The following is a 19,835-nucleotide window of genomic DNA, read 5'->3' on the forward strand; positions in this document are numbered from 1 at the left end:
ATGAGTAAGAATTTAGGTGTTTTCTATACTCCCCATGAGTTAGTTGAGTTTGTAAAGCTTCAACTTGAAAAAACGATAGACTTTAGTAAAGTTAATAGCATTCTAGAACCTAGCGCAGGTGATGGGAGATTTATTGAATCAATCTTAAAAATGATACCGGAAGATAAACTTAATATTAAGCTTATTGAAATTGACACAGAGTCATGTAGGAAACTTAGGGAAAAATTTGTCCCTAAGTATAAAAATATTGTTGTTAATAATGATGATTTTCTTTTTTCTAAATTAGAAAAAAGAAAGTATGATTTGATTATTGGTAATCCTCCTTACATATCAAAGAGTAGATTGGAAAGGGAACAGATAACTCAACTTAGAAATATACTAACTGAGTTTGATATACCACATTCTGCGGATAAAAATATTTGGACTTCTTTTATATTAAAATGTGAAAGAGCATTGTCTATCGATGGGGTTATGACGTTTGTCCTTCCTTTTGATCTTCTTCAAGTGAAGTTTTCTGAGAGTATACAAAACTTTTTGGAACGAAATTTTGAGCGTATCGATATCTATACATTTCAAAGCTTAGTGTTTAGAGCTGCCGGTCAAGATACAGTATTACTTGTTGCACATAAAAGACATAAAAGTCCTGGCTTGTATATATATGATGTGGATTCAATTACCAAAGAAAAAAGAAGTAATGAACCTTTACTTTTGACAAGGCAGGCTTGTCGTAAGAGCACCGCCAAAAGTAATGGAGTAAAATGGAGTTCCTTAGTATTATCAGATTGCGATATAGAATTTTTGAATAGCCTCTACACTAAGTTAAGTTTAGTGGACAATTATTTAATATCTCGACCTGGCTTGGTAACTGCCGCTAATGACTTTTTTATTATAGATTCTGAACGTCTACAAGAGTTCGGGCTTCAATCATTTTCAAAACCTGTTGTTCAGAAAGGTCTTTACGTTAAGAATAAGCTCGTTTTTAGTAAGCGAGACTATGATGAGCTAATAGATACTGGGTTACCCGGTTTTTTTCTTGATTTTAATAACTATACTCAAGGAACATCGAGCCAAGTCGATGAGTATTTGGCTTTTGGAGAACAGTTAGGTATACATAATAGATTTAAGTGTAGAAATAGAGAGTTTTGGTATAAAGTACCAATGGTTCCTCCTGGTGATGGTTTTTTCTTTAAAAGAAGTAGTGAATATCCTAAATTATTAAAAAATGAGAGTAAAGTTTATTCAACTGATTCCGCTTATAATATTTTTGTTAAACTTGGTTATGATATTAATTCGGTTATTTATTCGTATTACAATCCTTTGACTATGTGTTTTGCTGAACTATTTGGCAGATATTATGGAGGAGGGGTTTTAGAGTTAATACCGAGTGAATTTAAAAGATTACCTCTACCCTATACTAGTATTTCTCTACAAGAGTTTGAGTCTTTTAAAAAAGATTTTGATGAAAAGTCTTCGATTGTCGATATTTTGGATAAATATGGACGATTTATTTTAAAGGATGCATTATGTATATCAGATAGTGACATTGATAGAATATTGATTATATATAGGTCTTTAGTTAATCGAAGGCTTAATAAATCTATCACTAGATAGAATAGTTATGTTTGTTTCTGTTAGTTTTAATTTGGTAATATACCAGAAAGCATACTAATATGAATGCCAGTGATACCTTACTGGCATAATTTTTTAATTTATAATACCTGATTGAAATAGTTAGAAAATATTTAACTCTCGAAAAGGATGTTTACATATTATTCTTATCCATTTTTCTGCAAAATTATCTGACTATTTATTTGGGTTGGTATAAATCCTCTCTTGATCTGAAAAGTCACCTCTGACGTATAACATAGAGAACTCAAACATAGAGGTACATATGTATCAGTTAACCGTTTTTTATGATGGAACTTGTCCATTGTGTGCAAAAGAGATGAGAGCACTCAAAAAGCAAGACAAAAACAATGTGATAAAAACCATTGATATTTATAGTGAAGCATTTTCTGAATACCCTAATATTGACCCAAAGGCTGCGAATACGGTTTTACATGCATTAAACCAGAAAGGTGAGCTGATTCTCGGGTTAGATGTAACGTATCTCGCATGGAAACTAGTGGGTAAAGGTTGGTTTTATGCTCCTCTCAGATGGCCGGGAATTAAGATGATCGCAGATTGGTGCTATCTACATTTTGCTAAAAATCGTTATCGAGTGTCCTATTGGTTAACGGGAGTGTCTCGTTGTAATAAAACAAGTTGCTCAAAATAGATTGTGATGTGACAGAGCTTTACGAGGAATCATGATGAATATACTCATTGTTGGAGGAAACGGTGGTATAGGTTTTGCGATGATAAAAGAGTGCCTTACTCAGTATTCAGTTGCTCACATCCATGCGACTTATCGTCGAACTAAACCACGGTTTCAGCATGAAAGAGTGAGCTGGTATCAAGTCGATGTTAGCCATGATGATGAAGTGAAATTATTCAGTGAATTATTTGATGATATCGATTGGGTTATTAATTGTGTTGGTATGCTACATACATCAGATAAAGGGCCTGAGAAAAATTTAGGCGCATTAGATAGTGCTTATTTTCAGCAAATAATATTGGCAAATACATTACCAACGTTATTATTAGCCAAATATTTCACCCCAAAACTTAAAAGTACGAATCACCCTAAATTTGCCGTTATTTCTGCGAGAGTAGGTAGCATTTCAGACAATGAATTGGGGGGATGGTATAGCTATAGAGCATCAAAAGCAGCGTTAAATATGTTCATTAAAACCATGTCAATTGAATGGCGAAGGAGTGTGAAGAATGGTGTGGTATTAGCTCTTCACCCGGGAACTACAGACACTGCATTGTCTAAGCCATTTCAAGCAAACGTCCCACAAAATAAATTATTTTTACCAGCAAAAGTAGCAGGTGATCTTATTGGGTTGATGAAATCTAGTTCACCTCAAGAGAGTGGTAAGTTTTTGGCTTATAATGGCGAAAGTTTACCTTGGTAATAAATCAGTTACTTTGCAACAGAGCGATACATCACCATGCTTTACTCAGTCTAAGTTTACAGTGTTATATCTATGAGCTCTCACCAACCAAAAGATTATTCTTTATTTAATTTCTATTTACCTATCAAGCTTCTTAATAACAGCGTAGGATTAGACTAACTTTAGCTAAAATCAGGCTTGCACTCCGGTGCTTTAAGATAAAATCATGAAACTAACCGAAAAACCGTTGCTTAATAACGCCTTACTTATTTCTATTTGTACACCGCAATTTAAAGGTGAGGAAGCCAAACAATCCTTGGCTGAACTCACTCGCTTGGTGACAACATTAGGCTTTAAAGTTGTCGGAACGCAATCTCAAAAGCAAACCTCTACGCAAAAGATGAGTGTGCTAGGTGCTGGGAAATTGGCAGAGATCGCACACATCACAGGTAATCAAGGAGAGGGTACGGATGCCGATACCGAAGATTTCTTTGATGAAACTGATTTTGATGATATTCCTTCAGAGAACTTACCGTTTGGTTGTGCTGATGTTGTTGTCTTTGATTGTGATTTAAGTCCATCTCAACTGCGTAATGTTGAGAATCAACTTGGTGTTCAGGTATACGATCGCACGGGTATTATCATTGAAATATTCAGTCGTCATGCTCGTACACGTACCGCTCGTCTTCAAGTTGAGATGGCTCGCCTGAATTATGTCGCACCAAGATTGAGAGAATCTTCAATCGGTGACAGTGAACGCCAAATGGGTAAAGGTTCAGGTGAGACAAGTTTAGAGCTGGACCGTCGTAAAGTTCGTGATCAATTAGCTGAATTACGTCGAGAGTTAGACAGTGTTCAAGATGAACTGAAGGGACGACGAGCTCAGCGTTCTGAACTGTTTTGTGTTGCTTTAGTGGGTTATACCAATGCTGGTAAATCTTCAATGATGCGTGCATTAACAGGCAGTGAAGTACTGGTTGAGAATAAGTTGTTTGCAACACTAGATACAACAGTGCGTGCGCTGTATCCAGAAACTCAACCTCGAATTCTTGTTTCAGATACCGTAGGGTTCATAAAAAAATTACCACATGATTTGGTCGCTTCTTTCCACTCAACGTTAGCAGAAGCGCACGATGCTTCATTATTACTGTATGTAGTAGATGCCTCAGATCCAACCTTTAGAACTCAGCTTGATGTTGTACATGAGGTACTTGGTGAAGTGGGTGTTGATGGCATTGATAAGTTATTAGTTTTAAATAAATCTGATCAACTGACTCCTGAGCAGCAACAAGCATTAATGGAAGAGTTTCCTGATGCAATGATGACATCAACTCGTAATCCACTTGATGTAGCTAAATTGCATAAATACATTGTTAACGCTTCAGAGAAAGGGATGATCGAAGAAGAACTCATTGTTCCTTATGATGCAAAAGGCATAATGGGAGAGATCCGCTCAAGCATGAGTGTGGTGAGTGAAGAATATGATTATGATCATATGAAGTTAACAGTGCGTTCTAGTGCAATTGATTTAGCAAGATTAAAAAAGCTGATGTCGAATTTATCAAGCAATAACGACAGTGAGTAATCATAAGCTCAAAGTTGTAATATGCGTTTTATAAAAAATAACAAGGCACTCATTGTTTGAGTCTTGGTTTATATTTATCCAAATGATCATATGAATACAGAAAAAAAATCGTTGGTTTCTCAACAAATCATTGAAGATGCATGTGAATGGGCAATCATGCATGGGGTAGCATTCAGACAAGCAGATAATACGGCAAGACATTGTCCATTTAGTATAGCCTCTATGAGTATCGAGCGTGATGTATATCAACATTTGTTGAGAGTGACTCCGCTGATCACTAAATTAATCCATAACGTTTCTGAAGATCATGATTTTCTCCAATCATCATTAAGTGATATGGCAAAAGCTGATCCGTTCTTTGGTTTATTAATGTCATTACATCAACAACTGCATGGTGACGCTCATAATAAACTTGTTGCTGAGCGTCAGCCGTTATTATTGATGCGAACTGATTTTATGGATGACCGTCAACACGGTGCAAAAGTCATTGAATTTAATGGTATTGCAGCTGGCATGGGGCCTTTTGGCCAACGAGCGGCAGAGCTTCATGCGTTTATGAAACAGCAATGGCCAAATACGTATCACCAATGGATTGAAGATGCATCGGCTGTGCCTGCTGAAAATCAAGGTTTAGAACAACTTGCATATGGTATTGCAGCGGCAGCGAAATCGGTAAATGCGCATTTTGGTAATGAAAGCAAACCGACATTCTTGATGGTTGTACAAAAGAATGAAGATAACGTGTATGACCAACATTTGTTGGAAGTTGAACTCCAAAAGCAAGGTGTTCGAACGGTTCGAAGAACGTTTGAACAATTAAGAACTCAGCTATCTAGTGGTGATAATAAACGCTTATTGCTAGAAAACGTTGGTGCTGTTGATGTGGTTTATTTACGTGCAGGCTATCAGTATGAGGATTATTTCTCAGCAGAGCTTAATGAGTCAATTTGTTGCCATACGTTGAGCCAAACAAGGTTATTTATTGAACAGCATCATGTTGCCGTAAACGCAACCATTAGTCAGCAATTAGCGACCAGCAAATCAATGCAAATGTTGTTAACTATGATGCCAGAAAGTGAATATGCTCGTTGGGGATTGAGTATAGACGAAGCATCATTGGTTAAAAGCGTATTAGCTGATATGAAACCGATTAATGCCGATACTATTCATTGGTTTACTCTTAATGCGAATAAGTCTGAATGGGTATTAAAAAATCAAGGTGAAGGTGGTGGACATTGCGTTTTTGGTGATGATATTACCCAAAAGCTCAATCAATTAGATGCTGCAAAATATGACGCATGGGCGTTAATGCAGCGCTTATATCCTCATGAACGTGATACACCAACGGTAGCGGTTCGAGATGGTGAACAGACTCTTGTAAATGATTTAGTGAGTGAAATAGGGCTGTTTACCGCTTACTACAATGGTAAGCCTGTTACTGAACTGGATGGTTATGCGGGTTATTTAATTCGTAGTAAGCCTGCCAGTGAAAATGAAGGTGGAATTCATAGTGGAAAAGGTATTTTAGACTCTTTGGTTTTAGTGGATTAATTTTTCCTTAATACAAACTGAACCAAACATTAAAATAGTTCGTAAAAAATACGAGTCTCAATTGTGGACTCACACTCAGTTTATGCATTTAAGTACCTTATGGTCATTGAATAAATGAGGTGTTTTTTTTATGGCTGATATTTTTGTTTGGCTCGGTGTTGTGGTGTTTCTCGTTGGCGGTGCTTTACTAGTCTTAGAGGCTTTTAGCCAGAGTATTGTGTGGGGGTTGTTGTGTATTATTTTCAATCCTATAGCGATTGTCTTTTGTAGTATGCATTGGAAAGATGCCAAATACCCATTTGCAATTCAGAGTATAGGGCTATTTATCACATTATTAAGTTTATCGTTACAGTCTAACTATTGATTTTCACTTTATTCATACGGTGACTTTCGGTACATTGAGTTAATCGTTAATAAAGAGAACGGAAACATGTTTGAAGTAAAAAATGTCGCGTATATAAATAAAGAAAAAGAGGAAGTCCGTTCTATTCGAGATTCGGTTTTTATTCAAGAGCAAGAGATCGATCCTGAAATTGAATTTGATGGTTTAGACTCAAGTGCTGTTCATGCGCTTGTGTATTGTGATGGAGAAGCGGTTGGAACTGGACGCATTTTAAGTGATGGCCATATTGGACGCATTGCGATTTTAAAAGCGTATCGCTCTAAAGGTTTAGGCTCTAAAATTGTATTATCACTTATAGAAGAAGCGGTAAGCCAAAACTATGAGCGTGTATATTTAGGCTCTCAAAAACACGCGATTCAGTTTTATGAAAAACTGGGATTTCGACCTTATGGCGAAGAGTTTATTGAAGCCGATATTCCACACCTGTCTATGGAAAAAATGATTAAGTAAGATAATTTGCAGTATGGATAAATTAATATTAAAAAAGGCACCGCATAAAAATAAACGGTGCCTTTTGGTATTTGATTGTATTAGTAATCGCTATCACTTGGTTCAATGAAGAATTCGCCATCAATGGTTTCTGCAATTTCCAGAATTTTAACGATTTCACCATTAATTGTGATGTTAGCTAAACGAACAGGATCTTCATCATAAGGATGGAAAGGAGCCATTTGAACTTCAATTCGGTACTCTTCACCATCTTTACCTTGAAACCAGCCTTCACCGAATTCAAGTTCAGTTTCATCGCCTTCTTCTTCACAAGTGTGGTAAGCCGAAACTAATTGAGCACCTTCAAAATTTAATGTGGTGGTTTCTTCCCACTCCACAACGTATTGTGCGTCTTCCATTTTAATATCTCATAATTATTTAGGTGCGCATTGTAGCGCGCACCGTAATAAGAATCTAAGGAATTATTCGCCTGCAACCATTGGGCGGTGTTGACGAATATTAGCGAAGATCATGTAAATAGCTGTTGCTAATAAGATCGCAAATAAGTAGCTCATAAGACCTTCGGCAGTGTTCATTAATGTATTTGCCATAACAGGGCCACATACCGAACCAATACTGTAGCTAAAAAGCATTACTTGTGTTGCAGACACAATATAAGATTCATCCAGTTGATCACAGCCAAGTGAGATCGCAATTGGGTAAAGTGCAAACGCAGCCATACCAAGAAGAACTAAAGCTACTGCCAGTACAGCTGCGTGATCACTCAATGCAGTTAAACCAACAGAGAAAACACCTAAAATACAAAATAGAGCCATTAGTAGCGTTTTAGCAAAATGTTTCGATAAATAAGAAACAATCGGTTGTACTGCCATACCACCAAGAACGATCAGCGCCATAAGACTACCAATTTGCGCAGTGTTAATGTTGCGATGTTTCAATTCTAATGGCATTAGACCATACACTGCACCCAGTAATAGACCAGACACAACACAACCCATGATAGAAGCTTTGTTTAGTTTTAGTATTTGTTTGAAGTTCAAAACATTGTGGTGTTGAACTTGAGGTTGTGCACCTTTACCAAATAATAAACAAGCAATGGCCATCATGATTAGGCCGATGATCATGTAATACGGTAATAGACCTTCAATACCAATAAAACCGATACCAAGTTGTCCTAGAGATGAACCGCCATAAAGTGCGCCCATGTATAAACCTAAGCGTTTTGGTCGGCTTTCTGCATCACCAATTAACAGCCAAGACTCAACAACAACAAATACACCAGCGACGGCAATACCAGCAACGAATCTTGCTACCATCCAAAATAATTCATCAGGAATAGCAGGAAGAGCTATAATTGTTGCAGCAAGCAGAGCTAAGAATAAAACGAATGAGTTTTTATGGCCTAAACGAGCCACAAAAGGTTCGATAACACCGGCACCAACAAGTAGACCTGCATAAAAAGCACTGGCTAACCAACTGGCGTATTTCGCCTCAATCCCATATTGACTTAGCATTAGGGGGATTAAGCTCATTAAATACCCTGATGCAATAGCAAATAAAGAGAGAGCAATCACAGGAATAAGTAGACCAGATTGTGATTGAGTTGATGTTGTTTTTTCCACCGCAGTGCCTCAAAAAAAGTAATAGATAGGAAGTAATTTTCCGCGACTATGAGGCTAAAGAGTAACCAAGTAAAACGAGTAATTTTTCTCGTAAAGATAAATTTTGCTAATTGAAATATAATGAATAAATTAGTGAGCAATTTATCTCACTTATGCAACAAATGTGATCTTGATCTTGTTTCTCAAAAGATAGATTATTGCGCAACATTTATTACAAGAAATAACTAAAGAGGTGTGTTTTGAACACTATTTTGCGTCAGATTTTTAATCCTAAACGAATGCTATCTTATTGTTTACTGGCTTTAATTCCTGCTATTGTATTTTATGCATTATCATTGTTTGGCCTTAATAAGGCATTAGGCTTTACTCCAATGGAAGTGTTGAGAGATTTGGCACAACAAACAGAAGTGCATAGTTTCCGTGGATTTCTTTCAAACATTGGCGTGTGGTTTTGGGTAGGTTCAATTTCAATTGCTTTTTTCAGTGCGATTTTTGTTCATAGTGGTAAGAAGCAACGCTTACTTTTTCTAATGGGAACGTTGGCATCAATTTTAGCTGTTGATGATTTTTTCTTAATTCATGATCGATACGTAAATCAATATATTTGTTATTTCTTTTATGCTGTCGTGGCTCTTGCCATTTTAGCGTTACACTATAAAGATATTATTGAAATTGATGGCTTCTCATTTTTACTGGCTGGCGGGTTACTAGCAGGTTCAATTGGTACTGATGTGATTCAAGGTTATTTACCTTTTGGTTATGAAACAACTCAGATCTTTGAAGAGGGCTGTAAGTTTGCTGGTGCGGTATCTTGGTTCTACTTTACTTGTGTTGTTGCATCATTTGGTGTGACGAGAGTGAAACACGACTCTTAATAAGAGTAGAGCAGTATTTGTTATGTAAATACTGCTCTTTTTTATTTTGGTTAAGATTGATGATGTCTTTTTTCTAATTTCTGATTCACAAGAAGCGCCAATAAAATTAAAGCACCGCCAATGCTCAACCTTAGAATATCCGCATCTCGATTCCATATTAATAGATTTACTAAGATACCCGCAGGAATAAGTAGATTATTCATTACGGCTAACACACCAACATTCACCAGTGTTGCACCTTTATTCCACATAAAATACCCCATGCCTGATGCTATCACGCCAAGATAAATTAATACTCCCCACTGAACGGATGTTGTTGGCAGCTTTTCGCTATTTCCGAATAATAAATAACAAGTACTGGCAACAATAAATGCGCCTATAAAGAAGAAACCAAAAACTGTTTTTTGTTCAATTTCTTGATCTTTCATTAAACGTTTATAGCAAACTTGTCCTGTCGCAAAACAAAGGTTTGCCCCTTGAACGAGTCCAAACCCTAATAAAAAACCTGCATCAATCCCATTATATCGAATGGCAATCGCTCCTAGTGTTGCGATTACGGCACTGATCATAAAATGCGAATGAAATTTACCTTCAAATGCATCATTTAATAAAGTGATATAAATAGGGGTCATCACAGTAAAAAGCAAAACTTCAGGAACGGTAAGGTATAAGAAGGATTGGTAGTAGAAGACATACATTCCCCCTAATTGAATAGCACCAATAGCCATTAATTTAAGCGCTGTATTCAATGAGATATTTTTTGGGCGTAGGAAAGGAAGAAAAACTAAGGTAGCTAAACCAATACGCATTAGCACAGAAAACCAAGCATCAACTTGGCCAGCTAAATATACGCCGATAAGGCTAAATGAAAAAGCCCATAGTAGAGTAATTGAAAGTAAATATGACATATCTCATCTCGTAATAAAAACAATGTACGCATTCTAAATGAGATTTACTATCAGTAAAGGAAAAAGACAAATAAAAAAAGGCTGAAGAGTCAGCCTTTATTATTTTTAGATATGATTCGTGTTATTTCTGGCTGCTACGGAAGAAATCCCAAGCGTTAACCATTTCACCCGTCTTTAATACACATGTGCTGTCATCTAAGTTATATGTGCCTTCTTGTTCAACACAATATGCAGCAGCAGGATTAGGCTTTCCAACAGGTTTAGTCATTGATTGTTTGTGGTTACGGTAGTATTCCCAAGCGTTAACGACATCGCCGTTACCTAATGTACAATTACCTGTTTCTAAATCATAGGTGCCACGCTCAGCACAAAATGTTGCAGCAGGGTTGGTTGCATCTGCTTTTGTTGGTTCTGGAGTTTCAGATGAACTGCATGCAGCTAGTGCTAATAGCATTGAAATCGTAATTACTGTTTTTTTAAGCATTAGAGTGTCCTTTAGATTGTGGTGGTGTTATTGGCAATCTTGAGTCATGCTGCCTTGCTGAGCAGGTTGAGTCATTTGATATTGACCTTTAAGGCTGCGATATACACGAGTATTCCAGACTTGACCGTCATCAAGCTCAAAATCAATCGCGTAATTAATGCCATTCACTACCTGAGTTTTTACATCTACTATTTGTTTAAGTTTAGCTGATGTATTCATCATGCTTAAAACGTACTCAACCGCTTCTTTTGCTTCCGGTGTTACGGTAGATGTTGTCCATCCACCTGCCATATTATTATCTACATTACAAATTGGATTGATATTATCTGATGAAACCGCTGGTGTTTTTTCTGATTGAGTTGAACACCCTGCGATAAATAATGCTGAGGTTATTGCAATTATTACTGATTTATTCATGGTGACTCCATGTATGGTAAGAATTTTTCTTAAGTTTAATCTAATCCTTAAGAGGCAGAATTCCAAACTAATCGTATTTTTTTAATCATTAATCTCATTTTCAATGCAGTTTTTTATCTCAAGTTAGACGTCTAAAGCATTTATTCATTATTTATCGCCTCAATGAATGAGTGATTATTTTATGGCAGACTTCACATCTTTTTGTGTTTCTGGTTAAAGATATAAGGAAGGTTCTATTATTTTGTAATAAACATTATTAGCATTGGTCGGTTGTTTCTAAATTGTAAATGGTTATTTATGTTGCATAAGTCTGATAAAAGGCTGTTGACTTTTATTTCGTTAATGCCGATTGCTTTAATTGGTATCTTTACTTTGGTTTTAAACGCGATTGTAATTCATGAGAATCAAACCAAAGTTGGCTCATTAATAGAATCATTATATTCGGATGCACTTACGCAAGAAAAAGGTCGTGTAAAGCAACAAGTTGATAGTATTTATGAACAAATTATTTATGAAGATAATTTGGCAGAACAAACGCTAAAAAAATCAATTCAACATCGTATAGACGATGCCTACGGTGTTATTCGTTTTATATATCAACAAAATGAAGAAAAAACCAAACCTGAAATAATAAAGTTAATAGCAGATGCTCTGCGTCAAACTCGTTTTAACGATGGTCGAGGTTACTTTTTTATCTATGACATGAATGGTACAAATTTAATGCATCCTATTTTTCCTGAATATGAAGGGAAGAATCTGATTAATTTTACGGATATTCACGGCAAAAGAGTCGTAGAAGATCATGTGAAAATGATGAGAGAAAAAGGAGAAGGTTTCAGTCAGTGGTGGTACCCAAAACCAGATAACAAAGATGAAGCTTTTGAAAAAATAGGCTATGCAAAATACTTTGAACCATTAGATATATATATTGGTACAGGAGAATATGTTGTTGATGTTGAAGAAGATATACAACAAATATTACTTGCATGGATATCTGAGGTTCGATATGGCGATGACGGTTATATATTTGTTTTTGATCATTCAGGCAACATCTTATCTCATCAAGATAAAAGTTTAATAAATACTAATATTTATAATAAAACGGATATTAATCCTTATGAATTTATGAATACGTTAAATTCAAAATTTGATGATAATAACAGCCGCTTCTCTAAGTATTTAAATCGACTTGATGCATTTAATAATGGTTCTGATTCTCAGCTAAGCTATATAAAAAAATACGATAAATGGGATTGGGTGATTAGTGGTGGAGTTTATACTGATACAAATAAGCGTCTTTTAGAGAAAAAAGAAAGAATATTAATTCAGCAAAATCAAGAAGAGTTGAAGAAAATACTATTACTAACATTAACCTTGGCGTTGATTCTTACCTTATTATCATTGAGTGTTAGTAAATATGTTGCGATGCGCTTTAATAAATTTCAAGATCGAATTTGTAATGATTTTGAAGTGTTAGAGAAAACAAAAAATAAAATGCAATACATGGCTCTACATGATGGATTAACGCAATTACCAAATAGGGTCATGCTAGAGTCAAGAATTGAAGAAGAAATTGTTAAAGCTCAGCAATCAGGAAAGATGATAGCTTTAATGTTTGTTGATTTAGATGATTTTAAAAAAGTGAATGATCATTATGGGCATGATGTTGGCGATAGATTATTAACGTTAATTAGCTCTAGATTCAGTCATTTTATTGAAAAAGACGAAATGGTCGCACGCTTTGGTGGAGATGAATTTGTTTTTTGTTTTTCTAATTTAACGTCTCAACAAGATGCTGAATTATGGGTTGAGAAGATTCAATCCGTTTTTGAAGATGTTTTCTCTATAAACGGTAAAGAAATTACAACTGGATGTAGTATTGGGGTAGCAATGTACCCTAAGGATGCGACTTGTTCTTCTGAGCTTATTTCTAAAGCTGATATTGTGCTTTATAAATCAAAAGATGTTCATAAAGGCGCATCACTTTTCTTTGATAAAAGCATTGATGAACAAGTGAGCTATGAATTTAGTTTAGAAGAGGAGCTAAAAAGTGCATTAGATAAACGTGAGATCACTTTAGTATATCAACCTCAAATTGATACCAAAACTGGTGAGATTTATGGTGTAGAGGTGCTTTCTCGATGGTGCAATAACAAATTAGGTTCTGTTTCTCCCGTTCAATTTATTGCTGTAGCAGAAGAAATAGGGATGATAGATCAGCTTGGCGATTTTGTTTTACAGCAAGCGTGTGAAGATATTCAAGAAGTGATGCCTAATGGTACGAATGCCATTATGCTTTCAATTAATATTTCACCTAAGCAATTAATTAGAAAGGGATTTGTATCTCGTATAATGAAGATTGTTTCGAGAACAGGTATTGATGTGTCACGGATCACCTTCGAAATAACAGAAAATATTCTAATCAGTGATTTAAAAAGTGTATCGCCCATTTTATTGGAACTACAGAAACTCGGATTTGGTATTTCATTAGATGATTTTGGTACCGGTTATTCATCGTTAAGCTATCTTAATATTTTACCGATTACAGAAATTAAGATTGATCGCTCTTTTGTAAGCAGTTTATTCACCAATGATCAAAGTGAATCTTTGATCAAAGCGATTATTGCTATCGGAGCTTCATGCCAAATGACGGTAGTGGCTGAAGGTGTTGAGACTAAAGAGCAATTAGAGAAATTAAAAGAATATCAATGTGATTTGGTTCAAGGGTATTACTTAGATAAACCACTTTCCATTAGTGAATTAAAAGCAAAGTACGCATAAAAGGTTTTTGTTTAGAATATTAAAAAAGAAAGAGCAGTGATAATACATCGCTGCTCTTTTTTATTAAGTGTAATTAATCATTTATTATAAGTTACACACTTTAGTCCAACTGCCGTCACTTCCTGGTTCTGCTGCTGTCCACCAATTTGCTTGGTAAATAATGTTATTGTGAACTACTTGATCTCCAGTATTTGCGTGGCTAGGGTTACCTGCCCAATCTTTTTGTGGAAGATCTGGATAAGTAACAAGTCCTGTAGCATCACAGCCCGCATCAGGTGTGCCGCCATTACCACCACCATTGTTACCACCAGAGCTTAAATCCGCTAGAGGTAAATCTGGTTGCTCAAACTTGAAGGCATAATCAACGTTGTTAATATTGACTGTATAGTTTGCTGGACCAGAAATTGGTAGATAGTAAACCATATCCAGTTCATACACGCCGCCTGCTGGTAGTGCTTTCCATGCTGGAAGAGTGAAAGCAACACGGTGCATTGTTCCATCTAAACCACCAATATTGTTTGGACGAGTATGACCAGAAGCGATGACTTGTAAACCACCACCAGATTGATCTTTCGCATTATCAGGAGCTGATACTGGAATATCGAACTGGAACTCAGTTCCTCCAGGAATATCTTGACCTGTGTTGTTTGTGAACGTCACTTTTGGATTAATTGGGTAGTTTTGATCACCCACTTTAAAACCGCCTACGTTTACAGCAATATCAACCGTTTCTGTTGGAATAGCTCCTGTAGCTACGGTATTGCCATATGGTGTTGCTGATTTAAATTTCTCATAAATCGCTTTCGTCATGGTGTTACCCATGTGGTATTCACCATTACCTGTTTGACAAGCCGCTTCAGTTGCATCTACAGAAGTACGATTACCATTTGCATCCAGTACGTAACAGCTGTAATCCCCAGCCAGTTCCCAGAACATGATGCCACCAATCTCTTGGTCGATAACGTAGTCCGCTTTTACGTTGATAGAATCTTTATCTTCTGTTGATAAGAAGACTTTTTTCTCTGCATTCCATAACCATGGTGCGACAGCAACGCTGTCATAGTGGCGAGTATAAGTGCCCACTAATTGATCCGCAGGGTCATTTGCTGGATCTAAACCATAGATATTCGCGTAAGAGCCAAAGATACCTTCTTGTAAGTTTTTAGCATGCCACATAGGGTTAGAACCTGCGCCCATTTCTTGGCCATATGAGTTCTTATCATGCCACATGTTATCGATACCTAGTGCACCGTAACCACAATTGTTTTTCTCACCTTCACCAGTACCTGGTTCACATTGAGCTTGATCTGGAAGTGGAGCTCGACCCCATAAGCCATTTTCACCGCCAGTTACGCCTTGCCAGCCACGAGTATAATAAGGAACACCAATATTGATTCGACCTGCAGGCATTGAACCGCGGAAATAATGGTAAGCCCAATCGGTATTTAGGTAACCAATACCACCGTAAGCTTCAGTACCATAAACATTCCATTGAGCTAATTCAGAATCTTTACCAGTATCATATAGTGCAGCATTGTGACCAACATGGTCGTTCCATGCACCATGTAAGTCGTATGACATGATATTTACGTAATCAAGGTATTGCGTAACATCAAACGTTTCCATACCACGTAATAAGTAGCCAGATGATGGTGCTGCGATCGTTAGCATGTAATGAATATCATCTTGTGAAGATGCAACATCCAGTTTTTCACGTAATGTTTTCATCAGAACTTGATATGATGCCCACAGGTATTGGCGACGAGGTTCCATGAATTCTTTATCATCAGGATTACCTGCACCAGCCATTGAGGTAGGATATTCATAATCGATGTCTAAACCATCAAATTTGTACTTACGCATCATTTCAACTGCTGATGCTGCAAATTTTTCGATAGCTGCGTGGTTGATGCTGCCATCTGCATTGGTTGTCATGGTATAAAAACCACCATCTGCAACACGATTACCATCAGCACCGAAGTGACCACCAGTTTCAGCCCAGCCACCAATCGATATTAATGTTTTAACGCCGTGTTTTGCTTTAGCTGTTGCTAGTGCACCAAAGTGGCCTTTAAATCCAAGTGCAGGATCAATTTCAACGCCTGCCCACTCTTTACCTGTCGCTGCATTATTTGGGTCGGTAACATCACCTACATTGACTTTTCCATCTGAACCAATGCTTACGAAAGCGTAGTTAATATGGGTTAGTTGCTCCCAAGGGATATCTTTTACCAAGTAACTATTTTGTTCGTCACCGCCATCACGCCAACTTGTAAAGTAACCGATCACACGACGAGGGTGGTCAGCCCCCATTTTCTCACGGCCTTCTTTATCATAGATAGTACAGTAAGGCACTGTTACGCCTTCTGTTTGGTATAAACCATCAGGACGACAGTTATCTGCAACTGGCAATGAACTTGTAACCGTTAAATTAGCGGAAGCTGAATTTGCCGTTGCGCCTAAATTGTCTGTCGCTTTAGCATAGACAGAAAGAGAACCTACAGCCGTTGTAGTGTACTGAAGGGTATAAGGTGCTGTTGCAGCTGTGCCAACAAGAGTGTTATCGATATAAAAATCAACTTTATCTATTGTGCCATCTGAGTCTACGGCATCTGCTGTTAGTGTAACGACAGAACCAAGTTCAACATTTGTTGCAGATAAGCTTAACGTCGCTGTTGGTGCGATATTGTCAGTAGGAGTATTTGTCACATTAATTGCAACAGAGCTTACTGTGCTTTGGCTTCCTTTATCATCATAAGATTGCGCACTGATTGTATGGTTGCCTTCAAGAGCTGTCCATGTAGTAGAGTATGGAGAGGCTGTTACTGAGCTAATTACGACACCATCAACAGAGAAGTCGACGCGAACTATATTGCCATCGCTATCAGCCGCTGATGCTGTTAACGTGACAAGGTCACCTGTAGTGAGTTGTTCCGTTGCACTAGGAGATGTTAGATCTACCGTTGGCGCTTCATTTGGTACTTCTCCTGAACATACACCGAGATCTTGCCATGCACCCCATTCACCAGCAGTTGCGGGGTCATTATTTTGAGTCCAATATTTGGCCTTATAGGCATTAGAACCTTGTTTTACTTCTTCTCCACCATTGTACACTTTCCCTGCATCCCAAGCTTCAAGTGGCGAGCAATCTACAGCCGCTTGAGCATTAAATGCCATTAAACAAGAAAGGGTTAGGGTAGATAGAGCAAATTTATAATTATGTTTTTTTCTTAAATTTGAATGTTCCATTTCATATCCTTAAAGGTAATTCAAAAATCACCAATCACTTTTTAATTGGTGTGAAATAAGATTAGGATATAAAAAAAATTCTGCTAAGAATGATTTATAAATTACAAAGCGACTCGCAATAAAACTAATGTAAGTTAACAAGGTTACATTTGTTTTTGTATCAAGGTTACTCATTTACTATGCACCTATCTGGTTAACATGGCTTATTATGAGTAATAACTATTATTTTTCATTTATTTATTAAATTTTATGTGCAGTTTTAACTTTTTGAATCTAAATGGTTTTTGCCGTATTTTTATGTTTAATCTGATTTAAGATATACGCTTTAGCTATAATAATTTAGATAATTTTCATTATTTAAATTAATTCCAACTTTATTTAATTAGCCTATTTTTTTGCTTTTTAACCCACGGTATAACACTTGAAAAAGCGCGATAACGTTAATTAGTTAAAGGAAGCGTTTTAGTTATTAGCATTCATTAGTCATGGTTGAATTTATGAATGAAGTTACTTTTATAAGGCATATAAATGGGTTTACTCCTTCAATATTATCGTAATTCTTTACAGCTACGTTATCAGCTAATGGTTCCATTTATTGGTACCTTCATAATATTCTTTTGTAGTGCTACATTTTTGCATACAAACCTTATCCGCACAGAAAATAATATTATGTCTTCAATGGTGAGTAATACTATTTCTGAAGACTATATTGAACTTGATAACTTGTTTTCGAGATTAAGAACTGCTGCAATTCGTAGTGAAATGTTCGATCCTGAGAGAGGACAAAAGGAATATAACGAAGCTTACCCTAAGATCTTAGAAGATAAAGACAAAGTGATTACTCGTTTAAGAAATATGGGGGAGTTAAGTCGTCAGGACCTGAATGATTTAGAAAGAATTTCACAATCTTTTGATGAGTTTCATTCTATTTCAAAAAAGATGATTGATGAAAAAGTAGATGGGCATAATATATTTTTAAATGTGTTACCGTGGTTAGCTCCTTATCTTGAGAATTTAGACGTGAATCATCATCCTTCAAATGTAGACGAATGGCCGATTATTCGTGATAAGTTATCGGTGATATCTGAAGGAATTGGGTATAAATCTTCGGGGGTGTTCTATTTACGTCTTCAAGAAGATGGTGATGAGCTTCACGCATTGCTAGACCAAATGGAAGAATTGATTGAACCAATGTATAAGGGACCAGCGTTAAAGAAATTACAAAGCGAATTTCTTGATGTATGGCGTAAAGAATTAAGAACATTAGAAAGCATAACTGCGCGTTGGGTTGGATATCAGGCTAAGCGTGCTGAAATTAGAGCAGAAGCTAGGCAATTAATTGATAATTCAGTTGCAAACAGCAAAAAATACTTAGAAAACAACTTCAATAATACAATAGAAAATGCAGAAAATAGTATTGTTGTTAATATTGTTGGGTTATTAATTGGTGCAGTGTTAGCATCTATTTTAGTGACGATTTTAACCCGTATCATTATTACTCAATTAAATTCAGTACAAAGTGTTATCCGTGGTTTGGCTGAGCGTAATTTAGTATTTCATACCAGTTTAAAAGGTGTGAATGAAGTTTCTCAGCTTGGTGAGAATACCGATATAACGATTAATACGCTAAGAGGAACAATTAAAGATCTTAACTCGCATGGTCAAGAATTGGCATCTGCATCATTACAATTGCGTTCAGTTATGGAATTAAGTGCAGAAAACAGCAGTGTTCAAAATGATCAAGTGAGCATGATTGCTGCGGCAATTACTGAATTATCGGCATCTGCAAATCAAGTTGAAGCATCTGCGAAGGCGGCGGAAACAAGAATGAGTGGTGTACAAGAGCTATGTCGCTTAGAAATGCGTTCTTCACGTGAGAATGGTGATCGCGCCAGTGCTTTGCAAGAGCAATTAAATGATACGTCTTTAGTTGTTGAGCATCTAAACAAAGAATGTGAGCAAATTGGTAATGTTATTGCGGTGATTCAGAATATTTCTGAGCAAACTAACTTGCTTGCACTTAATGCTGCGATTGAAGCTGCTCGAGCTGGTGAAATGGGACGTGGTTTTGCTGTGGTTGCAGATGAAGTTCGAGTACTAGCAACAAGGACTCAAGACTCAACGGAAACCATTCAACGAATTATTGAACAATTGCAAAGTAAATCGACAGATGCGCAGCAAAATATGCAACGTTGTTTATCTATGATTGATGAAACTGCAGCGTCAGTATTACAGTCACGAGATCAATTATCGTCGATGAATGAAGCGATGGATGAATTATCACAATCGAATGCTGAAGTAGCGACAGCGGTTTCCGAACAATCACGTACTATGGTTGAAATTAGCGAGAATATTACGACAATTCGAGACATTACTAACCAAAATGTAGCGGGTATTGAAGAAGCAACAGTGACAAGTACACACCTATCAGAGCTAGCTGAAAAACAACAGCAACAATTGGCTACTTTTAGAGTCGATTAAAGTGCTTAAAACATCATGAAATTAAGTGGG

16 protein-coding genes are annotated in these 19,835 nt (G+C 36.6%); 10 read left to right on the forward strand and 6 right to left on the reverse strand.

The annotated features are described in order from the left end of the window. From AVFI_RS05070 to AVFI_RS05100, 7 genes are all read left to right on the forward strand, one after another. Positions 1-1,611, forward strand: coding sequence for an Eco57I restriction-modification methylase domain-containing protein (locus AVFI_RS05070; RefSeq protein ID WP_188863270.1), 1,611 nt, complete (start codon positions 1-3; stop codon positions 1,609-1,611). A gap of 280 nt (positions 1,612-1,891) precedes the next feature. After that, positions 1,892-2,278 (forward strand): thiol-disulfide oxidoreductase DCC family protein, encoded by a 387-nt coding sequence (locus AVFI_RS05075; protein ID WP_188863269.1) that lies wholly within the window; start codon positions 1,892-1,894, stop codon positions 2,276-2,278. A gap of 34 nt (positions 2,279-2,312) precedes the next feature. After that, entirely contained in the window at positions 2,313-3,020 is a 708-nt protein-coding gene (locus AVFI_RS05080) for an SDR family oxidoreductase (protein ID WP_054775597.1), read from the forward strand. 205 nt (positions 3,021-3,225) lie between these two features. Next, entirely contained in the window at positions 3,226-4,584 is a 1,359-nt protein-coding gene (gene hflX / locus AVFI_RS05085; protein WP_188863268.1) for a GTPase HflX, read from the forward strand. Between the two features lie 90 nt (positions 4,585-4,674). Continuing rightward, positions 4,675-6,135 carry a glutathione synthase gene (locus AVFI_RS05090; RefSeq protein WP_188863267.1) on the forward strand — a complete coding sequence of 487 codons (1,461 nt, stop codon included), beginning with the start codon at positions 4,675-4,677 and terminating at the stop codon, positions 6,133-6,135. Between the two features lie 130 nt (positions 6,136-6,265). Continuing rightward, entirely contained in the window at positions 6,266-6,499 is a 234-nt protein-coding gene (locus tag AVFI_RS05095) for a hypothetical protein (RefSeq protein WP_005418671.1), read from the forward strand. Between the two features lie 66 nt (positions 6,500-6,565). Then, positions 6,566-6,988, forward strand: coding sequence for a GNAT family N-acetyltransferase (locus tag AVFI_RS05100; RefSeq protein ID WP_065603388.1), 423 nt, complete (start codon positions 6,566-6,568; stop codon positions 6,986-6,988). 80 nt (positions 6,989-7,068) lie between these two features. Here the strand turns inward: AVFI_RS05100 and AVFI_RS05105 are convergent, their stop codons facing one another. Together AVFI_RS05105 and AVFI_RS05110 are read right to left on the reverse strand one after the other, a co-directional pair. Next, the gene (locus AVFI_RS05105) at positions 7,069-7,386 is read right to left on the reverse strand and encodes a hypothetical protein (protein WP_005418675.1); all 318 of its coding nucleotides are present in this window, start codon (positions 7,384-7,386) and stop codon (positions 7,069-7,071) included. A gap of 63 nt (positions 7,387-7,449) precedes the next feature. Continuing rightward, on the reverse strand, positions 7,450-8,610 hold the full coding sequence (locus AVFI_RS05110; protein WP_005418677.1) for an MFS transporter: 1,161 nt from the start codon (positions 8,608-8,610) through the stop codon (positions 7,450-7,452). Positions 8,611-8,849: 239 nt separating this feature from the next. On the opposite strand from AVFI_RS05110, the gene AVFI_RS05115 reads away from it, so the two are divergent. Next, a complete protein-coding gene (locus AVFI_RS05115) occupies positions 8,850-9,485 on the forward strand; it encodes a hypothetical protein (protein WP_012533059.1) in 636 nt (211 codons plus the stop codon). A gap of 50 nt (positions 9,486-9,535) precedes the next feature. Here the strand turns inward: AVFI_RS05115 and AVFI_RS05120 are convergent, their stop codons facing one another. The 3 genes from AVFI_RS05120 to AVFI_RS05130 all read right to left on the reverse strand — a co-directional run bounded on the left by AVFI_RS05120 (position 9,536) and on the right by AVFI_RS05130 (position 11,294). After that, positions 9,536-10,393, reverse strand: a complete 858-nt coding sequence (locus tag AVFI_RS05120; protein WP_188863266.1) for a carboxylate/amino acid/amine transporter — start codon at positions 10,391-10,393, stop codon at positions 9,536-9,538. Between the two features lie 121 nt (positions 10,394-10,514). After that, positions 10,515-10,877 (reverse strand): DUF333 domain-containing protein, encoded by a 363-nt coding sequence (locus AVFI_RS05125; RefSeq protein ID WP_017019134.1) that lies wholly within the window; start codon positions 10,875-10,877, stop codon positions 10,515-10,517. Between the two features lie 27 nt (positions 10,878-10,904). Beyond that, complete coding sequence (locus AVFI_RS05130) at positions 10,905-11,294, reverse strand: cystatin domain-containing protein (protein WP_054775601.1); 390 nt, start codon at positions 11,292-11,294, stop codon at positions 10,905-10,907. A 297-nt stretch (positions 11,295-11,591) separates the two neighbouring features. On the opposite strand from AVFI_RS05130, the gene AVFI_RS05135 reads away from it, so the two are divergent. Beyond that, positions 11,592-14,075 (forward strand): bifunctional diguanylate cyclase/phosphodiesterase, encoded by a 2,484-nt coding sequence (locus AVFI_RS05135; protein WP_188863265.1) that lies wholly within the window; start codon positions 11,592-11,594, stop codon positions 14,073-14,075. Positions 14,076-14,159: 84 nt separating this feature from the next. Here the strand turns inward: AVFI_RS05135 and AVFI_RS05140 are convergent, their stop codons facing one another. Then, a complete protein-coding gene (locus AVFI_RS05140) occupies positions 14,160-17,324 on the reverse strand; it encodes a chitinase C-terminal domain-containing protein (RefSeq protein WP_188863264.1) in 3,165 nt (1,054 codons plus the stop codon). A 528-nt stretch (positions 17,325-17,852) separates the two neighbouring features. Between AVFI_RS05140 and AVFI_RS05145 the strand changes: the two genes are divergently transcribed. Beyond that, positions 17,853-19,805: a methyl-accepting chemotaxis protein gene (locus AVFI_RS05145; RefSeq protein ID WP_188863263.1), complete on the forward strand. Its 1,953-nt coding sequence runs from the start codon at positions 17,853-17,855 to the stop codon at positions 19,803-19,805. Positions 19,806-19,835: the final 30 nt, after the last annotated feature.

It is taken from the genome of Aliivibrio fischeri ATCC 7744 = JCM 18803 = DSM 507, assembly GCF_023983475.1.
Lineage (GTDB): Bacteria > Pseudomonadota > Gammaproteobacteria > Enterobacterales > Vibrionaceae > Aliivibrio > Aliivibrio fischeri.

Coding starts and splice junctions, on each gene's coding strand:
- AVFI_RS05070 (WP_188863270.1), top strand. CDS start 1: ATGAGTAAGAATTTAGGTGTTTTCTATACTCCCCATGAGTTAGTTGAG.
- AVFI_RS05075 (WP_188863269.1), top strand. CDS start 1,892: ATGTATCAGTTAACCGTTTTTTATGATGGAACTTGTCCATTGTGTGCA.
- AVFI_RS05080 (WP_054775597.1), top strand. CDS start 2,313: ATGAATATACTCATTGTTGGAGGAAACGGTGGTATAGGTTTTGCGATG.
- hflX (WP_188863268.1), top strand. CDS start 3,226: ATGAAACTAACCGAAAAACCGTTGCTTAATAACGCCTTACTTATTTCT.
- AVFI_RS05090 (WP_188863267.1), top strand. CDS start 4,675: ATGAATACAGAAAAAAAATCGTTGGTTTCTCAACAAATCATTGAAGAT.
- AVFI_RS05095 (WP_005418671.1), top strand. CDS start 6,266: ATGGCTGATATTTTTGTTTGGCTCGGTGTTGTGGTGTTTCTCGTTGGC.
- AVFI_RS05100 (WP_065603388.1), top strand. CDS start 6,566: ATGTTTGAAGTAAAAAATGTCGCGTATATAAATAAAGAAAAAGAGGAA.
- AVFI_RS05105 (WP_005418675.1), bottom strand. CDS start 7,386: ATGGAAGACGCACAATACGTTGTGGAGTGGGAAGAAACCACCACATTA.
- AVFI_RS05120 (WP_188863266.1), bottom strand. CDS start 10,393: ATGTCATATTTACTTTCAATTACTCTACTATGGGCTTTTTCATTTAGC.
- AVFI_RS05125 (WP_017019134.1), bottom strand. CDS start 10,877: ATGCTTAAAAAAACAGTAATTACGATTTCAATGCTATTAGCACTAGCT.
- AVFI_RS05130 (WP_054775601.1), bottom strand. CDS start 11,294: ATGAATAAATCAGTAATAATTGCAATAACCTCAGCATTATTTATCGCA.
- AVFI_RS05135 (WP_188863265.1), top strand. CDS start 11,592: ATGTTGCATAAGTCTGATAAAAGGCTGTTGACTTTTATTTCGTTAATG.
- AVFI_RS05140 (WP_188863264.1), bottom strand. CDS start 17,324: ATGGAACATTCAAATTTAAGAAAAAAACATAATTATAAATTTGCTCTA.
- AVFI_RS05145 (WP_188863263.1), top strand. CDS start 17,853: ATGGGTTTACTCCTTCAATATTATCGTAATTCTTTACAGCTACGTTAT.